The organism is Kitasatospora sp. NPDC087861, assembly GCF_044742585.1.
Lineage (GTDB): Bacteria > Actinomycetota > Actinomycetes > Streptomycetales > Streptomycetaceae > Kitasatospora.
The window spans coordinates 99,912-121,434 of record NZ_JBIUUS010000009.1 but is presented as its reverse complement, the minus strand read 5'-3'; the positions used below and the strand labels follow the sequence as shown (position 1 = coordinate 121,434).

The following is a 21,523-nucleotide window of genomic DNA, read 5'->3' as shown; positions in this document are numbered from 1 at the left end:
GCAGGACCGCCACACCAGGCGCGATTAGCTCAGCGGGAGAGCACTACCTTGACACGGTAGGGGTCACTGGTTCAATCCCAGTATCGCGCACAGTAACGGCCGGGGCCGTGACCCGTAAGGGTTGCGGCCCCGGCCGTTTTGGCGTTGTCGTGACCTCGGGCCGCAGGGCCGTCCGACCGTCAGGAAGAAGATCAGGAAAAGAGAAGAGCCGCGTACGGTCGCCCTCACCGACGTCCGTACGCGGCGTCTCCGCCTGCCGGGGCGCTCTGCGCACCACTCACGCCCGTCCGCGTGTCATTGCGGCCGCGGCCTCCCCGGCGGCACTGCTCCCCGTCCCCAGGGGACCAGTGCCCGTTCTGTGGCCGACCCCGTCGGGGCCGGCGTGATCTCAGCGGCCGATCAGATCGGCGACGGCCTGAGCCTGGTTCGCCATCTGGTCCCAGCCGCCGAACAACATCACCAGCAGCACCGCGCACGGCAGGGCCATGGCCAACGCCACGGCCGGGTGCCGGGTGGGCTGCTCCGTCGACCGGGACTGGGGGACGGCCGGCCGACGGCGGCGGGAGGTTCCCGTGAGCTGCGGTGCCATGCCCTTACTCCTGTGATCCGGTCGAGTTGGCGCGGTGGACGGCTTACCTCGGGGGACGAGCTCCCCGTCCACCGCTGAACACAACGCTATTGCTCAGGGGGCCGTCCGGGCGTCATGCCGTCGTACTGTTCCTCGGGCATCCCGGAGTATGACGCTCAGACCCAAGGCGTACTACCGCAGGGGGAGAGAGCCTTGCCCGCACCCCCGGGGGAACCCTGAGGGGCAACCCCGAGAAACGATTCGGCACCCCTATGACCTGCGGGTCAACGCAAGATCCGACAATCGCACGGCTGGTTGAGGCGTTGCGTATCAGCACACCGCAGTGGGCAGTCCGTAAGCTGTGCCAGACAGGAACTGACGATGCCCCACCCGACGGGGCCTCACCCACAGGCTGACGGGGAACGAAACATGGCGATGATGCGGCTGAGGCGTGAGGACCCCCGCATCGTCGGGCCGTACCGCCTGCACCGGCGACTGGGCGCCGGCGGCATGGGTGTGGTCTACCTCGGCTCCGACCGCCGCGGGCAGCGCGTCGCCCTCAAGCTGATCCGCGCCGAACTCGCCGAGGACCAGGAGTTCCGCACCCGCTTCGCCCGGGAGATCGCTGCCGCCTCCCGCATCCGGGGCGGCTGCACCGCCCGCGTCGTCGGCTCCGACATCGAGGCCGACCGCCCCTGGCTCGCCACCGCGTACGTGCCCGGGCCCTCGCTCTACAAGCGGGTCGGCGACGAGGGGCCGCTGAGCTGGCCCGAGGCCGCCCGGATCGGCGCCGCGCTCGCCGACGGGCTGGTCAAGGTGCACGAGGCCGGGGTCGTCCACCGCGACCTCAAGCCCTCCAACATCCTGCTGTCGCCCCGGGGCCCGCGCATCATCGACTTCGGCATCGCCTGGTCGCGCGGCGCCAGCACGCTCACCCACGTCGGTACCGCGGTCGGCTCACCCGGCTTCCTCGCGCCCGAGCAGGTGCGCGGCGCCGCCGTCACGCCCGCCACCGACGTCTTCGCCTTCGGGGCCACCCTCGCCTACGCGCTCACCGGGGACACCCCGTTCGGGTCGGGCGCGTCCTCCGAGGTCATGCTCTACCGGGTCGTCCACGAGGAACCCGACCTGTCGGCCGTACCGCCGCAGCTGGCACCGCTCATCCGGGCCTGCCTCGCCAAGGAATCCGCCGAACGGCCCGGCGCGGCCGCCCTGCACGAGCGGCTCAGCGAACTGGCGGCGCGCGGCGCGGCGACGGGAGCCGGCAGCGGCTCGCGCAGTGCACGGCCCGGCCACGGGCGGGCCGCAGCCCAGGCCTCGGCAGGCCCGACGGCCCCGTCCGCCCCCGACGGCGCGCGGCACGGCGTGCCCGCCCCCGGACGCTCCCCCGAACCCGCCGCCCCCGCGCGGGCCCGTGCCACGGCCGCAGCTGCGGCACGGCACCCGCAGGGAGCCACCGCCCCGCTCCCCCGGCCCGAGGCGACACCGGTGACCCGCCCGCTGCGGGCCCGGCCGCAGACCCCTCCCCCCGGCCGGCCCGGCGCCCCTGACCGGGGGCGTCCCCGGGACCGCCAGCACACCCCCGCCCCGGGCGGGCGGCCCGTCGGCGCGCGGCAGCGGCTGCTGCGGCAACGCCTCATCGTCTTCGTCACCGTGACGGTCGGTGTCGCGCTGGCCATCGCGGCCGCGCAGGGGTGCGAGAACCGCAGCAACCAGGGCCTGCGGCCCTCGGGAGGATCGACCGCCAGTGCGCCGGCCACGGCCGGTGAGCGGGCTCTGGCCGGGACCTCGGTGGACGGGGCCGCCGTGTCCTCCACCGCCGCCCGGCCCTCCGCCGCCGTCCAGTCCCCCGCCGCCGTCCCGTCCCCCGCCGCCACTCAGCCGTCGGCCACGCCGCTCGCGGCGGCCGCGCACGGCGGCGCGGGCGACAGCCCGTTGGCGCCGCCTCAGGGAGCGGGGCCGGTGGTGGACTGGCCCAACCGCAGCTACCCCGACGGGGCCGGCGGGCCCGGCATCGCGCTGCGGGACGGCCGATCGGTCGGGGCCGGCCCGCAGGTCGCCCTCAGCACCGTACTGCCGGCCCGGTACAAGGGCGCCCCGGCAGCGGTCGTCGTGCTGCGGCGGGCTGAAGGCTCGGTGCCCGTCGACCTCGTCCAACTCTTCACCTTCACCGGGGACACCCCGGTCGCCGCCACCTCCCGCACCTCGGCGGCCGACCCGCAGGCGACGGCCGCCTGGCGGCTCGACGGCGGGACGGTCGTGCGGGAGGAGCGGGTCGCCGCGACCGGCGCGGCCACCTCCACCCGCTACACCGTCCGCGCCGACGGCACGCTGGAGGAGTCCTGGCCCGGCGCCTCCACCTCCGGCCCCGCCACGCCGCCCCCGGCCGCCGCCCCGGCTCCGCCCACCGCCCCGGCAGGCTGAGCGCAGGAAGTCGGCTGATCGATTCTGCTGGCGACGGCGTAGCAGGAGACGGCGCCGGCGCGCCGGTAGAGCGGGTCGGCGCGGTCGGGCGAGAGCAGGACGGCGTCCACGCCGAGGGCGGCGGCACTGCGGAAGACGGCGCCGACCGTCTTGGGAGCTTTCGGGCGTGCGGATGTCGGTCGTCGACGGACGCCTGTGGAAGACGGCGATCGGCCAGCGTGGGGCTCGCGGGCCGGAGCGGCACCGTGGGGCCGGCGGTGGGGCTGGATCCGGGTTCGAGCGGCTCCCCTCTGCCGATCTGTTGACATGCACTCGCCATATGGGTTTAACCTGGCGGGCCTTACCACTCAGTAGCCTTGATGTTGGACCGGATCACGGGATGGCGCAATGGTGCCCTCGCGTCCGCGGTGAGGGGTTGCCCGTGGCACCCTTCCGAATTCGCTCATGCCCCGACCTGCACCACGATGCATACCGGAGAGTCCATGAGACCCCATTGCTCACTGACCGACGTCGTCATCGGGATCACCCCGTTCCACTTACCGGACGCCGGGCTCGCCGAAGCCGTCTGCCGTGCGGGCGCACTGGGCGTGCTGGACCTGGGAGTTGGTGATCGGCGGTCGCGCGAGGAGCTCGCCGGGCTGCGGGAGCGGGCCCCGGCCGGGTTCGGTGTCCGGGTGGGCCCCGGCTGCCGGATGGTTCCCGAGGAGCTCCGCTCCGCAGGGGGCGCCGGCCCGCAGGTGGTCGTGCTGGCGGTGGACACGCCCGGCTGGGACATGGCGGCGCTCCGTGCCGAGTACCGCCTGCTGGTCGAGGTGACGGACCTGGCGCAGGCCCTGGCCGCCGTCCGCGCCGGGGCCCACGGGCTGATCGCGCGCGGCTGCGAGAGCGGCGGCCGGGTCGGGGAGTTGAGCACGTTCGTGCTGCTGCAGCAGCTGCTGGCCGCGCCCGGGGTCGAGGCACCGGTCTGGGCCTGGGGCGGGATCGGGCCGCACACGGCGATGGCGGCCGTGGCCGGCGGGGCGGCCGGGGTGGTGCTGGACAGCCAGCTCGCGCTACTGGCGGAGTCGGCGGTTCCGGAGGAGATCGCGGCGGCCGTGCGCGGCATGGACGGTTCCGAGACCGTCGTGGTCGACGGGCGGCGCGTGCTGCGCCGCAGCCGGCCGGGCGCGGCCCCGCAGACAGACCTGACTGTCGGTCAGGACGGCTTCCTGGCCGAGCGGTTCGCCGAGCGCTGGGAGACGGTCCCACGCGCGGTGCGGGCCGTACGGGAGGCCGTCCTGGACGGCCTGCGGGCGGCGGCGGAGCCGGGTGCGGCGGCGGACCTGCTCGGGCCCGGGGCGCGGCTGGGCGAGGCGCTGGGCACTCGGCTGCCGGTGGTGCAGGGGCCGATGACCCGGGTCAGTGACCAGCCGGGATTCGCGGCGGCGGTGGCCGCGGCCGGGGCGTTGCCGTGCGTGGCGCTGGCGCTGGCCGGCGCGGAGCAGACCCGCGAGCTGCTCGCCCGGACCGCCGCGATGGTCGATGGACTCCCCTGGGGTGTCGGCGTGCTGGGATTCGCGCCGGAGGAGGTGCGCAGCGCACAGCTTGCGGAGGTCCTGGTCGCGAGACCCAGCCACGCGGTGATCGCCGGTGGGCGGCCGTCGCAGGCACGGGTGCTGGAGGAGGCGGGCATCCGCACCTTCCTGCACGTACCCTCGCCGGGGTTGCTGAGGCAGTTCCTGGAGGACGGGGCCCGCAGGTTCGTCTTCGAGGGTTCGGAGTGCGGCGGGCATGTCGGGCCGCGGCACAGCTTCCCGCTCTGGGAGGCGCAGTTGGCGGTCCTGGAGGACTTCCTGGCCGCCGCGCCGGCTGACCCGCAGGTGGAGGTGCTCTTCGCGGGCGGCGTGCACGACGCGCGCTCCGCGGCGATGGTGGCGGCGATGGCCGCGGCGCCGGCGGCCCGGGGGGTCGCCGCGGGGGTGCTGATGGGCACGGCGTACCTGTTCACCGAGGAGGCGGTGGCCTGCGGGGCGGTGCGGCCGCAGTTCCAGCGGCAGGTGCTGGCGGCGCGCGGGACGGAGCTGCTGCAGACGGCGCCCGGGCACGCCACCCGCTGTGTGCCGAGCCCCTTCACGGTGGAGTTCCGCCAGGCGCGCGAGCGGTTGCGGGCGGAGGGGGTGCCGGACCGGGAGGCCTGGGAGCAGCTGGAACGGCTGAACGTCGGCCGGCTGCGGATCGCCGCCAAGGGCGTCGACCGGGTGGCGGGGGCGCTGACCGAGGTGGACGAGCAGGGGCAGCTGGACCAGGGCATGTTCATGGCCGGGCAGGTCGCGGTGCTGCGCTCGGCCACCACGACGCTGGCCGAGCTGCACGCCGCGGTGAGCACCGGGGCGGCCCGCTTCCTGGCCGCCCGGGCCGTGGAGCTGACGGAGCGCCTGGGCCTGCTCCCCCTCGCCGAACCGGAGCCGGCGCCCGCGCCGCTGGACATCGCGGTGATCGGCATGGCGGGCATGTTCCCGCAGGCTCCCGACCTGCCCGCGTTCTGGGCGAACGTGGTGGGCGGGGTGGACGCGGTGACCGAGGTGCCGGCCGAGCGCTGGGACCCGGCGCGCTACCACGCGGCGGACGGCGGGCCCGGCACCACGCCGTCCAAGTGGGGCGGCTTCCTGCCGCGGATCCCCTTCGACCCGCTGAGCTACGGCATCCCGCCCACCGCGCTGGGCAGCATCGAGCCGGTGCAGCTGCTGGCGCTGGAGGCGGCGCGCCGGGCGCTGCTGGACGCCGGGTACGACGGCGGCGGAGAGGGCGGCGGCCGGGCCTTCGAGCGCTCGCGGACCAGCGTGGTGTTCGGCGCGGAGGCGGGCAGCGACCTCTCGAACGCCGGGGTGCTGTCGGCGGTGCTGCCCGCCTACCTGGACACGGTCCCGGAGGCGATCGCGCAGCAGCTGCCGAAGCTCACCGAGGACTCGTTCCCCGGCATGCTGGCCAATGTCATCTCCGGGCGGATCGCCAACCGGCTGGACCTGGGCGGCGCCAACTTCACGGTCGACGCGGCGTGCGCCTCCTCGCTGGCGGCGTTGGACGTGGCGTGCAGGGAACTCGTCGCGGGCGCCAGCGACCTGGTGCTGTGCGGCGGAGCGGACCTGCACAACGGGATCAACGACTACCTGCTCTTCGCCTCGGTGCACGCGCTCTCGCCGACCGGCAGCTCCCGCCCGTTCGACGCGTCGGCGGACGGGATCGCACTCGGCGAGGGGGTGGGCTGTCTGGTGCTGAAGCGGCTGGCGGACGCGGAGCGCGACGGCGACCGGGTGTACGCGGTGGTGCAGGGGATCGGCAGCGCGAGTGACGGCCGGTCGCTGGGCCTGACGGCTCCCCGGCCCGAGGGGCAGCGGGCAGCGCTGGAGCGCGCCTACCGCAGTGCCGGGATCGGGCCGGCCGAGGTGGGACTGGTGGAGGCGCACGGCACCGGGACGGTGGTCGGCGACCGTACCGAACTGGCCACGCTGAGCGCGGTCTTCGCGGAGGCGGGTGCGGCGCCGCAGAGTTGCGCGCTGGGGTCGGTGAAGTCGCAGATCGGACACACCAAGTGCGCGGCCGGTCTGGCCGGGCTGATCAAGGCCTCGCTGGCGCTGTACACCGGGATCAAGCCGCCGACGCTGCACCTGACGCAGCCGAACTCGGCGTGGCAGGAAGACGTCAGCCCGTTCGCGTTCCACGCCGAGGCCCGGCCGTGGGTCGCACCGCCCGCCGAACGGGTGGCCGGTGTCAGCGCGTTCGGTTTCGGCGGCACCAACTTCCACGCCGTGCTGCGCGGTTACGACGGACCGCCGCCGGTGCACGGGCTGCAGGAGTGGCCGGCCGAGCTCTTCACCTTCCGGGGCACCGATCGGGCACGGGCGCTGCGCACAGTGGCGGAGCTGCTGCGGCAGGTGGAGGCGGACGGGTCGCCGTGGCGGCTGCGCGACCTGGCACTGACCGCCGCCGAGCGGGCGGAGTCGGCGGCCGGGCCCGTCCAGGTGGCGGTGGTGGCCTCGGACGTCGCGGAGCTGGCCGCGCTACTGCGGCTGGCGATGGCGGGGCAGGGCGACTCGGCGGCCGGGCTGCACCTGGCCGAGCCGGACGGCGCGGGACTGGGCGAGGCGGCACAGGGCGGGGCGGCGCAGGGCGAGGTGGCAGGCGGGGCGGCGCCGGGCGAGGTGGCAGGCGGGGCGGCGCCGGGCGAGGTGGCGTTCCTCTTCCCCGGGCAGGGCAGCCAGCGTCCGGGAATGTTCGCGGAGCTGTTCTCGGCGTTCCCCGCAGTGCGGCGGCATCTGCGGCTGGGGCAGGCGTACGCGGACGTGCTGTACCCGCCGATGGCCTTCACGCCGCAGGCACGCGAACGGCAGCGTGCCGCGCTGACCGACACCACCGTGGCCCAGCCCGCGCTCGGGATGACCGGCCTGGCGGCGTACGAGCTACTGGGGCTCGCGGGGGTGCGTCCGCAGCTGGCGGCCGGCCACAGCTACGGTGAGCTGGTGGCGCTGTGCGCGGCGGGCGCGCTGGCGGCCGAGGACCTGCCCTCGATCAGCGCGGATCGTGCGCGCGCGATCCTGGACGCGGTCGGCGAGGGCGGCGACCCAGGGTCGATGGCCGCGGTGGCGGCCGGCGCCGAGCAGGTCGAGCAGGTGCTGGTGGCCGCCGGGCTGGCGGGTCGCGTGGTGGCGGCGAACCGCAACTCACCGCGCCAGACGGTCGTCTCCGGTGGGACGCCGGAGCTGACGGCCGCGGTGCGACTGCTGGCGGAGGCCGGGTACGGCGCGAAGCGGCTGCCGGTCGCGTGCGCCTTCCACAGCCCGCTGGTCGCGGGCGCGGGCGAGCGGTTCGCCCGGGCGCTGACCGACCGCACGGTGCGTAGCCCGGAGTTCCCGGTCTGGTCGAACCGCACGGCCGCGCGCTATCCGGCGGATCCCGCCGCGGTGCGTGGCGAGCTCGCCGCGCAGCTCGGCGCCCCGGTGCGCTTCGCGGAGCAGATCGAGGCGATGTACGAGGCGGGCGCCCGGGTGTTCGTCGAGGCCGGCCCCGGGTCGGTGCTGACCCGGCTGGTCTCGGCGGTGCTGGGCGACCGGCCGCACCGGGCGGTCTCGGTGGAGGGGCGGCGCGGCGGCCTGCACGGCTTTCTCGACGCGCTGGCCGAGCTGGCCGTCGCCGGACTGCCGGTGCGTACCGGCCGGTTGCTGCGCGGCCGTGACGCGGTGGCCGCGGGCCGGACGCGGAGCACGCGCCGGCCGGGCTGGACGGTGGACGGGCAGCTGGTGCGCACCGCCGCCGGAGAACTTCTGCCCGGTGCGCTGGCACCGGCCCGACCCGTACCTGGAGCCCTCATGACGACGCAGGAACCGCACGCGAACGGTCAACAGTCTGCTGGGGACGCCCTGGTGTCGGAGTTCCTGCGGAGCAGCCGGGAGATGATCGCGGCTCAGCGGGACGTGCTGCTCACGTACCTCGGCGGGTCGGGCGTCGCGCCGGCCGTCCCGCTGCCGGTCCCGCCGACGCCGTACCCGGTGACGCAGGTCCTGCCGATGCCGGTCAGAGCGGCGGCCCTGCCCGAGTCCGCCGCCGCACCCGCTGCCGGGCCGGTGGCTCAGCCGCAGGACGGGGCGCGGCCCGCCCTCGATGAGGCCGACGTACTGCGCACGGTGGTCGAGGTGATCAGCGAACGCACCGGCTACCCGGCCGACATGATCGAACCCGACCTGGACCTCGAAGCCGACCTCAGCATCGACTCGATCAAGCGCACCGAGATCATCGGCCAACTCGCCCGCCGGCTGGCCGCCGGCCCGGGCGGCGAGCTCGTCACGCTCGGCGACGAGGGGCTGGAGCGGCTTTCCGGCGCCCGCACCGCCGCCGCCATCACCCGCTGGCTGACCGACCGGCTGGACGGGGCCGCTCCCGAGCGCAGGCCGGCCCCGGAGTCAACGGTGGCAGCAGCGTCGGCAGCGGAGCTTCCCGAGCCGTCGGACGTCGTCGGTGACGAGCCCGCCCGCCTGGAGTTCGCCGCCGTGCCGCTGGCCGGGCCCGCCCTGGCACCCCAGTCGCTGGCCGGCCGGCGCTTCGCCGTGCTGGGCTCGGACGGCGGCGCGGTCGCCGAGGCCCTGGCGGCGCGGCTCACCGCGGCCGGGGCGCAGCTGCTGGCCCTGGACGCCGGGCACCAACTGTCCACGGCAGACGGCCCGGTGGACGGTGTGCTGCTGCTGGACCCGCTCCGCGAGGACGGTGCGCCGGTGCTGCCGGGCCTTGTGCCCGCGCTCCAGAGCGCCTTGGCCGGCGCTCCCCGCTGGCTGCTCGGCGCCCGCACCGCGGCACCGGCCGGCCGCGGCCGGACGGACGGACTGCGCGGGCTGTTCCGCACCGTGAGTCGCGAGTACCCGCAGACCACCGCCCGGCTGGTCGAGTTCGGCCTCGGGGTCGGTCCGGCGCAGGTGGCGGACGCGCTGGTCGGCGAGCTGCTGGCCGAGGACCGCGAGCCGGTGGTGCTGCACGGGCCGGACGGACGCCAGGGCCTGGCGCTGGTGGAGCGCGGCCTAGGGGTGCTGGGCAGTACCGGGGCAGGGCCGGCCGGTGACGGAGTGGCGGAGGCCGCCGCGCTGGGTCTGGACCGCGACGCGGTGGTGCTGCTGGTCGGCGGGGCGCGCGGAATCACCGCGCGGTTCGCCGCGGCCCTCGCGGCGGCCTCGCGCTGCCGCCTGGAACTGCTGGGCCGCACCGCGCCGCCGGAGGGCGTCGAGGCCCCGACGGTGGCCGCCGCCCAGGACCGGTCGGCGCTGCGGGCCGTGCTCGCCCGGCAGGGTGTGCCACTGGCCGACGTCGACCGCACCGCCGCCGGGCTGCTGGCCGGGCGCGAGATCGCGGCGACGCTCGACGAGCTGTCCGCGCTGGGCTCGACGGCTCGCTACCAGGTCGTGGACGCGGCCGATCCGGCGGCCCTGCGGCAGGCGGTCAAGGAGGTGTACGCGGAACACGGCCGGCTGGACGGCGTCGTCTTCGCCGCGGGCGTGATCGAGGACAAGGTGCTCGCCGAGAAGGACCCGCAGTCGTTCCGGCGGGTCTTCGCCACCAAGGCGGACGGCGCGCGGGCCCTGCTCGACGCGCTGGCCGAGCTGCCGGCCGGGCCGCGCTTCACGGTGCTCTTCGGCAGCATCGCCGCCGCCCTGGGCAACCGCGGGCAGGCCGACTACGCGGCGGCCAACGACGCGCTGGAGGAGCTGGGCGCCCGCTGGTCGGACCGCACCGGGCGCCGGGCGCTGACCGTCCACTGGGGCCCGTGGGCACCGTCCGGCCCGCACGGCGGCATGGTCTCGCCGGAGCTGGCCCGGGACTACGCCCGCCGGGGCGTGCGGCTGATCGACCCGGGTGCGGGCACGCTGGCGCTGCTGCGCGAGCTGGCCTGGGGCGAGGAGTCGGTCCGGTCCGTGGTCTACACCGCCTCGGGCTGGTGAGGGGAGCGGTGACCGGCACTCAACTGCCGCCAGTGGCCGTGGTGGGCATGGCGGTGCTGCTGCCCGGTGCCCCGGACCTCGCGACGTACTGGCAGAACCTGGTGGGCGGCGTCGATGCGATCACCGACGTCCCCGAGGGCCGCTGGGACGCGGACTACTACGACCCGGCGGCGGCCGCCGGACCGGCCGCGCCGGACCGGCTGTACTGCCGGCGCGGCGGCTTCGTGGACCAACTGGCCGAGGTGTGTCCGACCCGGTTCGGCATCATGCCGACCTCGGTGCCCGGCACCGAGCCCGACCAGTTGATCGCGCTGCAGGTCGCCGCCGCCGCCATCGCCGACGCGGGCGGCCCGGAGCGGCTGCCCGATCGCGACCGGGTCGGCGTGGTGCTGGGCCGGGGCGGCTACCTGACGCCGGGCCTGGTCCGGCTCGACCAGCGGGTCCGCGGTGCCCACCAGCTGGTGCGCACCCTCGGCGAGCTGCTGCCCGAGCTGACCGCCGGCCAACTCGACCGGGTGCGGGCCGCGTTCACCGACCGGCTCGGCCCGGACCGGCCGGAGTCGGCGATCGGCCTGGTGCCCAACCTCGCGGCCTCCCGGCTGGCCAACCGGCTCGACCTGCGCGGCCCCGCGTACACGGTGGACGCCGCCTGCGCGTCGTCGCTGGTCGCGGTGGACCAGGCGGTCGGCGAGCTGGCGAGCGGGCGCTGCGACCTGGTGCTGGCGGGCGGCGTGCACCACTGTCACGACGTCACGCTGTGGAGCGTGTTCGCGCAGCTGCGGGCGCTCTCCCGGAGCCAGCGGATCCGCCCGTTCCACCGGGGCGCCGACGGGCTGCTGATCGGCGAGGGCACCGGTGTGGTGGTGCTCAAGCGGCTCGCCGACGCGCAGCGCGACGGCGACCGGGTGTACGCGGTGATCCGCGGCACCGGCGTGGCGAGCGACGGCCGGACCGCAGGGCCGGCCACCCCCGACCCGGGTGGCCAGAGCCGGGCGGTGCGGGCGGCCTGGCGGGCGGCCGGACTCGACCCGGCGGCCGGCGGCGCTCTCGGCCTGCTGGAGGCCCACGGCACCGCGACCCCGGCCGGGGACGCGGCCGAACTCGCCACGCTGGCCGAGGTTTTCGGCCCTGCGATGGCGGGTGAGGAGCGAGCGGTGCTCGGTTCCGTGAAGTCGATGATCGGCCACACCATGCCGGCCGCCGGCGTCGCCGGACTGGTCAAGGCGGCGCTGGCCGTGCACCACGCGGTCCTGCTGCCCACCCTGCACTGCGACGAACCGCACCCCGCGCTGGCCCGCACCCGGTTCCGGACCGTCGACACCGCGCAGCCCTGGGAGACCGCCGACGGCACGCCCCGTCGCGCCGGGGTGAACGCCTTCGGCTTCGGCGGGATCAACGCCCACGTGGTGCTGGAGCAGGCCCCGGGCCCGGCCCGGGTAGGCGCGGCAGCCGTGCGACCCACCGCGGTCGTGGCCGACACGGCCGTACGGACCACCGCGGTCGTGGCCGAACCCGAGCGGGTGCTGCGGCTCGCCGCCGACGGGCCCGAGCAGCTCGCGGAGCTGCTCGCGGCCGACGACCGCGCGCTGCTCGCCGCAGGCCTGCCCGAGCCGGGCGGCCCCGCGCCGCGCTGCCGAGTGGCGATCGCCGACCCGACCGGAAAGCGGCTGGCGCTGGCTCGCCGCGCGGTCGCCAACGGACGGGCCTGGCGCGGGCGCAGCGACGTCTGGTTCGCGCCCGAGCCGCTGCTCGCCGCCGATCAGGGAGGCCGGGCAGGCCGGGTGGCGTTCCTCTTCCCGGGCCTGGAGGCCGAGTTCGCCCCGCGGGTGGACGACGTCGCCGACCACTTCGGCCTGCCCCGCCCCGTCCTGGCGGGCGGCGTGGGCGACATCGGGCGGCACGGCGTCGGGGTCTTCGCCGTCGGCCGGCTGCTCGACGCGGCCCTGCGCCGGATCGGCGTGCGGCCGGACGCCGTGGCCGGACACAGCGTCGGCGAGTGGACGGCGATGGCCGCCGGCGGCCTCTACTCCGGCGCCTCGGTGGACGCCTTCCTGGAGGCGTTCGACCCCGACACGCTCCGCGTCCCGGGGCTCGCCTTCGCCGCGCTCGGCGCCCCGGCCGCACGGGTGTTCGACGCGCTGGCGACGGTGGACGGCATGTCGCAGGTCGTGCTGTCGCACGACAACGCGCCGCAGCAGTCGATCGTCTGCGGTCCGGAGCGGCCCGTCGCCGAGCTGGTGCGCTGGTTCCGCGCGCACGGCGTGCTGGGCCAGGTGCTGCCGTTCCAGTCCGGCTTCCACACGCCGATGCTGGCCCCGTACCTGGCGCCGATCCAGCGGGCGGCCGAGGGATTCGAACTCCACCGGCCGACCGTGCCCGTCTGGTCCGGCACGACGGCCGCACCCTTCCCGGCCGCCGAGGCCGAGGTGCGCGCCCTGTTCCTCCGTCACCTGGTCCAGCCGGTGCGGTTCCGGCCGCTGGTCGAAGCCCTGTACGCGGCCGGCTTCCGCGCGTTCGTCCAGCTGGGCAGCGGGCAGCTCGCCTCGCTGGTGGGCGACACGCTGGGCGACCGGGAGCACCTGACGGTCGCGGCGAACTCCCCGCACCGCGACGGGATGGCCCAGCTGCGCCGGGTCGCCGCCGCGCTCTGGGCGGACGGCGCCGAACCGGACACGGACGCGCTGCGGCCGGCGGGTGCCCGCGCGGCGGTGGCCGGCGCCGGGGTGGCGGAACGGGCGCACCCGGCGGTACGGCTGGACCTCGGCGGTGCGCTCGTCTCGCTGGACGCGGCCGCGCTCGGCGGGCTCCGCGCCGAACTGGTCGCCGGGGCGCGGAAGTCGAGCCCGCCCGCGGCGCCGCCGCACCGGCCGGGCCCGGGCGGTGCGGACCTCGCCGCGCTGGCCGACCGCTTCCCGGTGGCGGCCGAACTCGACGCGCTGCTGCGCGACACCGAACGGGCCGCAGTCGAACTGCTCGGCGCGGGGCGGCCCGTGAGCGAACCGCCCCGGCCGGTGAGCGATCGGCCGCGGTCGCTGACCGACCGGACGCGGTCCGTGCGCACCAGCAGCGTGCACATCTCGTGTGACGCCATGCCCTACCTGCGCGACCACTGCTTCTTCCGGCAGCGCCCCGACTGGCCCGACCTGGCGGACCGCTGGCCCGTCGTCCCGGCCACCACGATCGTGCAGCACCTGATGGACGCCGCCGAGCGGGCCGAGCCCGGCCGAGTGGCCGGCGGTGTGCGGGAGATGCGGTTCGGGCAGTGGGTGCCGGCCGCGACACCGATGGACGTGCAACTCACCCTGCAGGAGGCCGGCCCGGGCCTGTACACCGCGTCGTTCGGCGAATACGCGCGCGGCACGGTCGAACTGACGGATCGTCACGATCCGCCGCCGGCCCCCTGGCCGGTGGACCCGGGAGGCGAGCGCACCCCGGAGCTGACGGCAGCCGGGCTGTACGAGGAGCGGTGGATGTTCCACGGCCCGGCGTTCCAGGGGCTGACCGAGCTGACCGCGCTCGGCGAGCGGCACGTACGCGGCGTGATCACCGCGCCGCCCGCCCCCGGCGCGCTGCTGGACAACGTCGGCCAGCTGCTCGGCTACTGGATCATGGCCACCCACACCGAGCGCACCGTCGTCTTCCCCGTCGGCCTGCGGCAGCTCCGCTTCCACGGACGACCGCCGCGGCCCGGCACCGAGCTCCACTGCCACATCCGGATCACCGAACTCACCGACACCACCCTCGAAGCCGACGTGCAGCTGCAGTCGGGCGGCACGGTCTGGGCCCAGCTACGCGGCTGGCAGGACCGCCGCTTCGACAGCCACCCCGAGGCCCGCCCGGTCGAGCGGTTCGTCGAGCGCAACACCCTCTCGACGCCGCAGCGCGGCGGCTGGGTGCTGCTGCACGAGCGCTGGCCCGACCTCGCCTCCCGCGACCTGATCATGCGCAACCACCTGGGTGCCGCCGAACGGGCCCGGTACGAGCAACAGCCGCCGCGCGGCCGCCGGGCGTGGCTGCTGGGGCGGATCGCGGTGAAGGACGCGGTGCGGCGGTGGCTGTGGGAGCAGGGCGAGGGTCCGGTGTTCCCCGCCGAGATCGAGGTGCGCGACGACCCGGGCGGCCGACCCCGGGTGGTCGGGCTGCACGGCCGACAGGTCCCCGAACTCGACGTCTCCCTCGCGCACCGGGACGAGGTGGCGGTCGCCCTCGTCCGGCCGCCCGGGGCCGCCGGCGGGACGGGCCCGGGCATCGGCCTGGAGGAGGTGGCGGACCGTCCGGCCCAGCCGCAGCCGCTCGCGCCAGGTCCGGCGGAGCTGGCTCTGCTGGCGACCTGCCGCGCGGCCCACGGCGGCACCGAGACGCTCTGGTTCACCCGCTTCCGGGCCGCGAAGGAGGCGGTGGCCAAGGCCGAGGGCACCGGACCCCGGGGTCTGCCACGCGACTTCACGGTCGTCCGCGCCGATCCGACCGCCCTGCTGGTCAGGGTCGCCGGGCCCGGCGGCCCACGTGCCCACCGGGTGCGCTGCACGCTGGTCGGCGGCCCGCCCGGCCTCCCGGACCGCCGCTACGTCGTGGCCTGGACCACGGACGACGCCGAGAGCCAGCACACCGAGAACCGCACCACCGAGAACGACCTCGTGGTGGACCACCTTGCCGAGACGCACGAAGGGGCAGTGACCAAGTGACCGTCAGCGAGCAGACCATGGAGCAGCGCCCGCCCACCGAGCAGGAGATTCTCGGCGAGATCGCCGGCATGCTGGCCACCGTGCTCGGCGAGTACGGCCTCGACGAGGCCGAGGTCACCATGGAGGCCCGATTCACCGAGGACCTCGAACTGGAGAGCATCGACCTGGTGACCCTGGCCGGGAAGCTCCAGGAACGCTGGGGCGCCCGGATCAACTTCGCCGAGTTCATCGCGGGCATGGAGCTCGAGGAGATCATCGGCCTGACGGTGGGCCGGTTGGTCGGCTACGTCGCGGACCGGCTGCGGACCGCGGAGCTGAGCTGACCATGGTCTTCATCGACCTCGACGGACTCAGTTTCCACGTGCAGCGGCTCGGCCCGCAGGACGCGGGCCCGCCCGCCGCGACCGTCGTCCTGCTGCACGGGCTGCTCACCGACAGCCTCGCCAGCTACTACTTCACCCTGGCCCCCACGCTCGCCGCCGCCGGGGTGGAGGTGCTGATGTACGACCAGCGCGGCCACGGCCGCACCGGGCGGCCGCCGACCGGCTACCGGCTGGAGCGGTTCGTCGACGACCTGGAAGCCCTGCTGGACCGGTGGGAGGTGACCGGGCCCGTCCACCTGCTGGGCAACTCCTTCGGCGGCACGGTGGCGTTCGGCCTCGCCGCCCGGCGGCCGGAGCAGGTCGTCGGCATCCTGGCCATCGAGTCCGAGCCGGCCACCGCGGCCTGGGCCGCCAAGCTGGACGGCATCCTGCGGCGGGCCGAGACCGAGCTGGTCAAGAAGTCCACACTGGCCTGGGTGGCGGCGAAACGCGGCCGGCACACCGCCCGGCTCGCCCGCTCGGCCGGCACGATCCTGGCCGAGACCTCGCTGGCGCGGGAGATCCCCGCCAGCCGGCTGCCCGACGAGGCGCAGCTGCGGGCGATCCGCTGCCCGGTGCTGGCCGTCTACGGCACCCGGTCCGATCTGGCCGCCCAGGCCGCCTGGCTGGACGGGCTGCTGCCCGACTGCCGCAGCACCTTCGTCCCCGGGCAGGAGCACTCCGTCCTGATCGAGACCCCGGACGTGGTCCGCGAACTCGCGTTGTCCTGGCTGCGCGAGCAGGGCGCGGAGCTGCGCGGCCGGGCCGCCGACCCGCCCGTTCGCGAAGCCGTCCGGAAGCCTGCCCGGGGAGCCGTCCGGTGAGCCGCTTCCTCTTCGTCGTCCCGCCGCTGGTCGGACACGTGAACCCGGCCGTGGGCGTCGCGGCCGAGCTGGCCGCCCGCGGGCACACGACGGCCTGGGCGGGGCTGCCCGAGGTGGTCGGCGCGCTCGCCGGCCCGGATGCCGAGGTCTTCCCCTGCGCCGTCCCCGCGGCGGACGAGGCGCAGCGGCCACCGGAGCTGCGCGGGCCGGCGGCGCTGAAGTTCCTGTGGGAGGACTTCCTGGTCCCGCTCGCCGAGGCGATGGCCCCCGGCGTGGCGGAAGCGGTGCGGCGCTTCGGCCCCGACGTGGTCGTGGTGGACCAGCAGGCGGTCGCCGGCGCGCTGGTCGCCGAGCGGCTCGGCCTGCCGTGGGCCACCTCGGCGACCACCTCGGCCGAGTTCGCCGGCGCGCTGGACGGCATGCCCCTGGTGGACGCCTGGATCTCCGGCCTCCTCGCCGACCTGCGCAAGCTCATCGGTGCCCCGGACGGGACGGCCGACCCGCGGTTCTCCCCGCTGCTGACCCTCGCCTTCACCACCGCGGAGCTCGCCGGGCCCGTCGCGTCACCGGCGGGCCCGATCCGGTTCGTCGGCCCGTCCATCACGAGCCGCCCGACGGCCCCGCCGTTCCCCTGGGACTGGCTGGCCCCGGACCGCGCGACGGTGCTGGTCAGCCTCGGTACGGTCAACACCGACACGGGCGCCGCGTTCCTGACGGCCGCTCGGCAGGCACTGCGGGCCCGCGCCGAGCGGCTGCAGGCGGTGATCGTCGACCCGGGCGGGGCCCTGGGGAGCCCCGCACCCGACCCCGATGTCCTGGTACTGCCCTCCGTACCGCAGGTGCGGTTGCTGGCCCGCACCGCCGCCGTGGTCTGCCACGCCGGTCACAACACCGTCTGCGAGGCACTGTGGCACGGCGTCCCGCTGGTGGTCGCCCCGATCCGGGACGACCAGCCGGTGGTGGCCGGCCAGGTGGCGGCGGCCGGAGCCGGCGTCCGGGTGCGCTTCGGCCGGGCCGACGCGGCCCGGCTCGGCCAGGCGCTGGACGCGGTGCTCGACGATCCCGCCCACCGGGTCGCGGCGCGCCGGATCGGCGCCTCCTTCCGGTCGGCGGGCGGCGCGGCCGCGGCCGCCACCCACCTCGAACAGCTGCTGCCCGCGGGCCCGCAGCAGACGGACAGGGAGACCCGATGACCACGACCGAAGCAGGCTCGCCGGCACCCGGCCCGTCCGCAGCTCGCCCGTCCACGGGCAAGGCGGCGGCCCGCGCCGAGCGGGTCGCCGCGCTCCGTCCCGGCTACCAGGCCGACCTGGCCGACGGCACCGACCGGTTCTTCGAACCGCGCCGCACCGACTGCCCGTGGTGCGGCTCCACCCTGCTGCGGGTCCGCCTGCGCACCCGCGACCTGCTGCAGCACAAGCCGGGGCAGTTCGTGCTGGACGAGTGCCGGGACTGCGGGCACGTCTTCCAGAATCCCCGACTGACCGGTGCCGGACTGGAGTTCTACTACCGCGACTTCTACGACGGCCTCGGCGAGCAGCGGCTCGGCGGGGTGTTCGCGACCCGGGCCGGGGTCTACCGGAGCCGCGCCCGGTCGGTGGCCCCGTTCACCACCGCGCCGAGCAGGTGGCTGGACGTCGGGACGGGACACGGGCACTTCTGCGAGAGTGCCCGCGAGGTCTTCCCCGACACGCCATTCGACGGCCTGGACCTCAGCGAGGGCGTTCAACTGGCCGAGCGGGAGGGCCGGTTGGCCCGCGGCTTCCGCGGCTCCTTCGCCGAGCTGGCGCCCACCATGGCCGGGCGGTACGAGGTGGTGAGCATGTTCCACTACCTGGAGCACAGCACGGACCCGGCGCGGGAACTGGCGGCCGCGCGGGAGGCGCTGCGCCCCGGCGGGTTCCTGCTGATCGAGGTCCCCGACCCGCAATGCCGCTTCGCCCGGTTGCTGGGCCGCTGGTGGCTGCCCTGGCTGCAGCCGCAGCACCTGAACCTGATGCCTGCGGCCAACCTGCGCCGCCGCCTCGGCGAGTTGGGCTTCGACGTGGTGCTGGAAGCGCACGGCGAGCCGCACGACCCGGTGGACCTGCTGGCCGCCTGCTGGCTGCTGCTGGACGCCGTCGCACCGCGCGAGGACGTGCCATGGCTGCCGGGGGCGCCGCCCGGGCGGCTGCGGCGGCTGCTGCGCGGCGCCCTCTTCCTGGCCGGCGCCCCGGTGCTGCTGCCGGCAACCGTGCTCGACCGCCTGGTCGCCCGCTTCGCCGGACGCGCGCGGCTGTCCAACGCCTACCGCCTGCTCGCCCGCCGGGACGCGGCGCCGGACCAGCAGGTGCCGTAGGAGCCGTCGGTGGCCTGCTGCTCGCCCTGGGCGCCGATCCGGGGCGGCCGCCCGTGCGGACCCCCGTTTTCGCCGCCGGTGGTTACGGCGGCGGATCGGTGAGGTCACGCAGGGCCAGCTCGACCCTGATCTCCTCGACGTCCAGGAGCAGCTGCAGTCGGCGCAGGACGATGTCGTCGATGCTGCGCTGGTCCCGCAGGCGGATCAGGGCGCCGCGTTTGACGTCGATCAGGGCGCGGCGCAGTTCGAGCCCGGCACGCGCGCCGGAATCGTCCAGTGGTTCCGCGTCCTCGGCGGCGTACTGGCGCAGTTCGCTCAGGATGGCCTCGGCGGTCCTCGGCGGCGTTTGCAGGCGCTCGGCGTGCTCGGGGAGGGCTTCCATCGCGGCGGCGGCGATGTGGCGGTGGGCGCGGCGTTCCTCGGTGGTCTCCTCGGGATCTCCGTGCAGTCCGGACCAGCGGATCACCGCAGGCATGGTCGTCCCCTGGAGGACCAGTGTGACCAGGATGACGGTGACGGCGGTGAAGACCAGCAGACCGTGTCCCGCGAGCGGCCGGCCTGCGGTGGTGGTGGCCGGGACGCCGAGGACGGCTGCCAGCGACACGGCCCCGCGCACCCCGCTCCAGGCGAGTGGGAACCTCTGCCGGGCACCGGCACGCAGTGTGCGCTGGATGGGGCGGCGGTCGACGGCGCGGATGAGGTAGGGCACCGAGTACAGCCACAGCAGGCGGGTGGCGATCACGACGCCGCTGACCAGCAAGGCGGTGATGGCCGCGTGTCCCGGAGAGACGGAGCCGATCGCGCTGACGATGGCGGGTGTCTGAATGCCGACCAGGACGAAGAGAGCGCTGTTGAGGATGGAGGTGCTCACCTCCCAGAAGCAGGTGATCTGCACTCTCGCGCCCGCGCTGATCACCTTGGGGCCCGCCTGACTGAGGATGAGACCACAGGTGACCACCGCCAGGACGCCGGAGACGCCCACGGCCTGCGCGGGCAGATAGGTGGCGAACGGGGTGAGCACGCCCAAGGCGTTCTCCACCGTGCGGTCACGCAACCGCCTGCGCAGGGCCACCACGGCGGCGGCACATGCGGAGCCGATCGCGGCACCGCCCACGTAGGCGAGCAGGAATCGCACGGCGGTACCCGACCAGCTGACGGCCAGTTGCTGAACGGCGACGCCGACCACCACCGTGTACAGGGCGAGCGCGGTGCCGTCGTTGATCAGGCTCTCCGCCCGGAGGATGGTCCGGACCCTGCGGGGCAGCTTCCGGGCGACCGTCGCCACGGCGATGGCGTCGGTGGGGGCGACGACAGCACCCAGGACCCAGGCGAGCGGCCAGGAAAGGCCCAGCGCGTGCCCTACCGCGGCCACGGCGGCAGCGGTGGCCAGCACCAGGCCGGTCCCGAGCAGCACGATGGCGCGCAGGTTCGTCCGGATCTCACGGAGCGAGGTGGTCAGCGACTCCCAGTAGAGCAGTGGGGGCAGGAACAGCAGCAGGACCACCTCGGGAGGCAGGGCCAGCCTGTGGAAGTCGGGGGTCAGGCCGATCAGGCAGCCGCCCGCCACCAGCAGGACCGGCTCGTTCCACTGCAGGCGGCGAGCCAGCCACGTCATGGTCAGCACGGCCGCGAGGACCACCACGGTGACTTCCAGGCCACGCATCCGGCACCGCCTTCCTGCTGGGGCGAGTAGCCCTCGCCCTCGTGACCGGCTGCTCCCCGATGCCCGCCGGGTACCGCTCCTCCCATACTGGACAGCTGTCGGCCTTCGGCGACGGAAGGCGGGCGACGACGGCCGAGAAGGCAGCCAGGCAGCGGACATGGCGGAGGCGCCGCCTGAGCGGGGTCCTGCCAAGATCCGGCACTCCGCTCCGGGGGGCGACACTCGGCGCGGCAGGAGTGATCCGCCGGGTTGGCGGAGCGTGGGCGCCCATGAGTTGCCCTGAGTGACCTACTGGACCAGCTCACCTCGCGGGCGGGTCGCGTAGAAGGCCACCGCCGAGGCTGCTGCGACGTTGAGCGAGTCGACACCGGCATCCATCGGGATGCGGACATGCTCGTCGACCGAAGCGAGTGTGTCGGCGGCGAGGCCCGTACCCTCCGTGCCGAAAACCAGGGCGAGCTTCTCGTCGTTCCGCGCAGCGAGTTCGTCGAGGGTGATCGCCTGGTCGCTCAGGCACAGTGCCGCGACCGTGAAGCCTGCGGAACGCAGGATCTCGATGTCCTTCGGCCAGGCCTCCAGACGAGTCCACGGCACCTGGAAGACGGCGCCCATCGACACCTTCACGGACCGGCGGTAGAGGGGATCGGCACAGCGCGGGGTGAGGAGGATCCCGTCAACGCCCAGCGCAGCCGCATTCCTGAAGGCCGCCCCCATGTTGGCGTGGTCGACGATGTCCTCGAAGACGGCGACCCGGCGGGCCCCGGCGAGCAGCTCCGCGGCCTGCGGCAGCGGCGTGCGCTCCATCGAGGCGAGCGCGCCGCGGTGGACGTGGTACCCGGTGACGGCTTCGGCGAGCGCGGGTTCGACGACGTGGACGGGCGCGTCGGCCTCGGCGATGACATCGGCCATCACGTCCAGCCACTTGGAGGTCAGCAGCATCGACCGCATCCGGTAGCCGGCGGCGAGGGCGCGGCGGATGACCTTCTCCCCCTCGGCGATGAACAGGCCTTCGGCGGGTTCGCGCCGGCGGCGCAGTTCGACGTCGGTGAGGCCGGTGTAGTCGCCGAGACGAGGGTCGGCGGGGTCGGTGATGGTGCTGGGTTCGGACACCCTGCGATCCTGCCAAGGCCGGACGGGGAAGGCCAAACGGCCCAAGCCGCGGGGTGGGCTGGCCTTGGCCCTGTGCCAGCCATGGTGCAAAT

9 protein-coding genes, 1 tRNA gene and 2 pseudogenes are annotated in these 21,523 nt (G+C 75.5%); 8 read left to right on the top strand and 4 right to left on the bottom strand.

Annotated features, from left to right (window positions below; translation table 11 throughout):
* Positions 1-18 precede the first annotated feature (18 nt).
* Positions 19-90, top strand: a tRNA-Val gene (locus ACIOJE_RS15420).
* 298 nt (positions 91-388) lie between these two features.
* On the opposite strand, the gene ACIOJE_RS15415 is transcribed toward ACIOJE_RS15420, so the two are convergent.
* Positions 389-589 (bottom strand): hypothetical protein, encoded by a 201-nt coding sequence (locus ACIOJE_RS15415; RefSeq protein WP_400776550.1) that lies wholly within the window; start codon positions 587-589, stop codon positions 389-391.
* A 408-nt stretch (positions 590-997) separates the two neighbouring features.
* Here ACIOJE_RS15415 and ACIOJE_RS15410 point away from each other — a divergent pair.
* Positions 998-2,269 (top strand): annotated as a pseudogene (locus ACIOJE_RS15410) (protein kinase); the annotation flags it as partial.
* A gap of 749 nt (positions 2,270-3,018) precedes the next feature.
* On the opposite strand, the pseudogene ACIOJE_RS15405 reads toward ACIOJE_RS15410, so the two are convergent.
* A pseudogene (locus ACIOJE_RS15405) lies at positions 3,019-3,135 on the bottom strand (rRNA methyltransferase); the annotation flags it as partial.
* Positions 3,136-3,474: 339 nt separating this feature from the next.
* Here ACIOJE_RS15405 and ACIOJE_RS15400 point away from each other — a divergent pair.
* Genes ACIOJE_RS15400 through ACIOJE_RS15375 form a run of 6 tightly spaced genes read left to right on the top strand, consistent with a single transcriptional unit; the run spans position 3,475 to position 18,658 of the window.
* On the top strand, positions 3,475-10,449 hold the full coding sequence (locus tag ACIOJE_RS15400; RefSeq protein ID WP_400776547.1) for an SDR family NAD(P)-dependent oxidoreductase: 6,975 nt from the start codon (positions 3,475-3,477) through the stop codon (positions 10,447-10,449).
* Positions 10,450-10,457: 8 nt separating this feature from the next.
* On the top strand, positions 10,458-15,134 hold the full coding sequence (locus ACIOJE_RS15395; RefSeq protein ID WP_400776545.1) for a beta-ketoacyl synthase N-terminal-like domain-containing protein: 4,677 nt from the start codon (positions 10,458-10,460) through the stop codon (positions 15,132-15,134).
* A 17-nt stretch (positions 15,135-15,151) separates the two neighbouring features.
* Entirely contained in the window at positions 15,152-15,457 is a 306-nt protein-coding gene (locus ACIOJE_RS15390) for an acyl carrier protein (RefSeq protein ID WP_280681869.1), read from the top strand.
* A 2-nt stretch (positions 15,458-15,459) separates the two neighbouring features.
* A complete protein-coding gene (locus tag ACIOJE_RS15385; protein WP_280681615.1) occupies positions 15,460-16,320 on the top strand; it encodes an alpha/beta hydrolase in 861 nt (286 codons plus the stop codon).
* Positions 16,317-17,513 carry a glycosyltransferase gene (locus tag ACIOJE_RS15380; protein ID WP_280681617.1) on the top strand — a complete coding sequence of 399 codons (1,197 nt, stop codon included), beginning with the start codon at positions 16,317-16,319 and terminating at the stop codon, positions 17,511-17,513. Before ACIOJE_RS15385 ends, ACIOJE_RS15380 begins: the two co-directional genes overlap by 4 nt.
* Positions 17,510-18,658 carry a class I SAM-dependent methyltransferase gene (locus tag ACIOJE_RS15375; RefSeq protein WP_400776542.1) on the top strand — a complete coding sequence of 383 codons (1,149 nt, stop codon included), beginning with the start codon at positions 17,510-17,512 and terminating at the stop codon, positions 18,656-18,658. Before ACIOJE_RS15380 ends, ACIOJE_RS15375 begins: the two co-directional genes overlap by 4 nt.
* An 82-nt stretch (positions 18,659-18,740) precedes the next feature.
* On the opposite strand, the gene ACIOJE_RS15370 is transcribed toward ACIOJE_RS15375, so the two are convergent.
* Both ACIOJE_RS15370 and ACIOJE_RS15365 read right to left on the bottom strand, forming a co-directional pair.
* On the bottom strand, positions 18,741-20,321 hold the full coding sequence (locus ACIOJE_RS15370) for a Na+/H+ antiporter (protein WP_280681621.1): 1,581 nt from the start codon (positions 20,319-20,321) through the stop codon (positions 18,741-18,743).
* A 288-nt stretch (positions 20,322-20,609) separates the two neighbouring features.
* Positions 20,610-21,431: an RNA methyltransferase gene (locus ACIOJE_RS15365; protein WP_280681622.1), complete on the bottom strand. Its 822-nt coding sequence runs from the start codon at positions 21,429-21,431 to the stop codon at positions 20,610-20,612.
* Between the last annotated feature and the right edge of the window lie 92 nt (positions 21,432-21,523).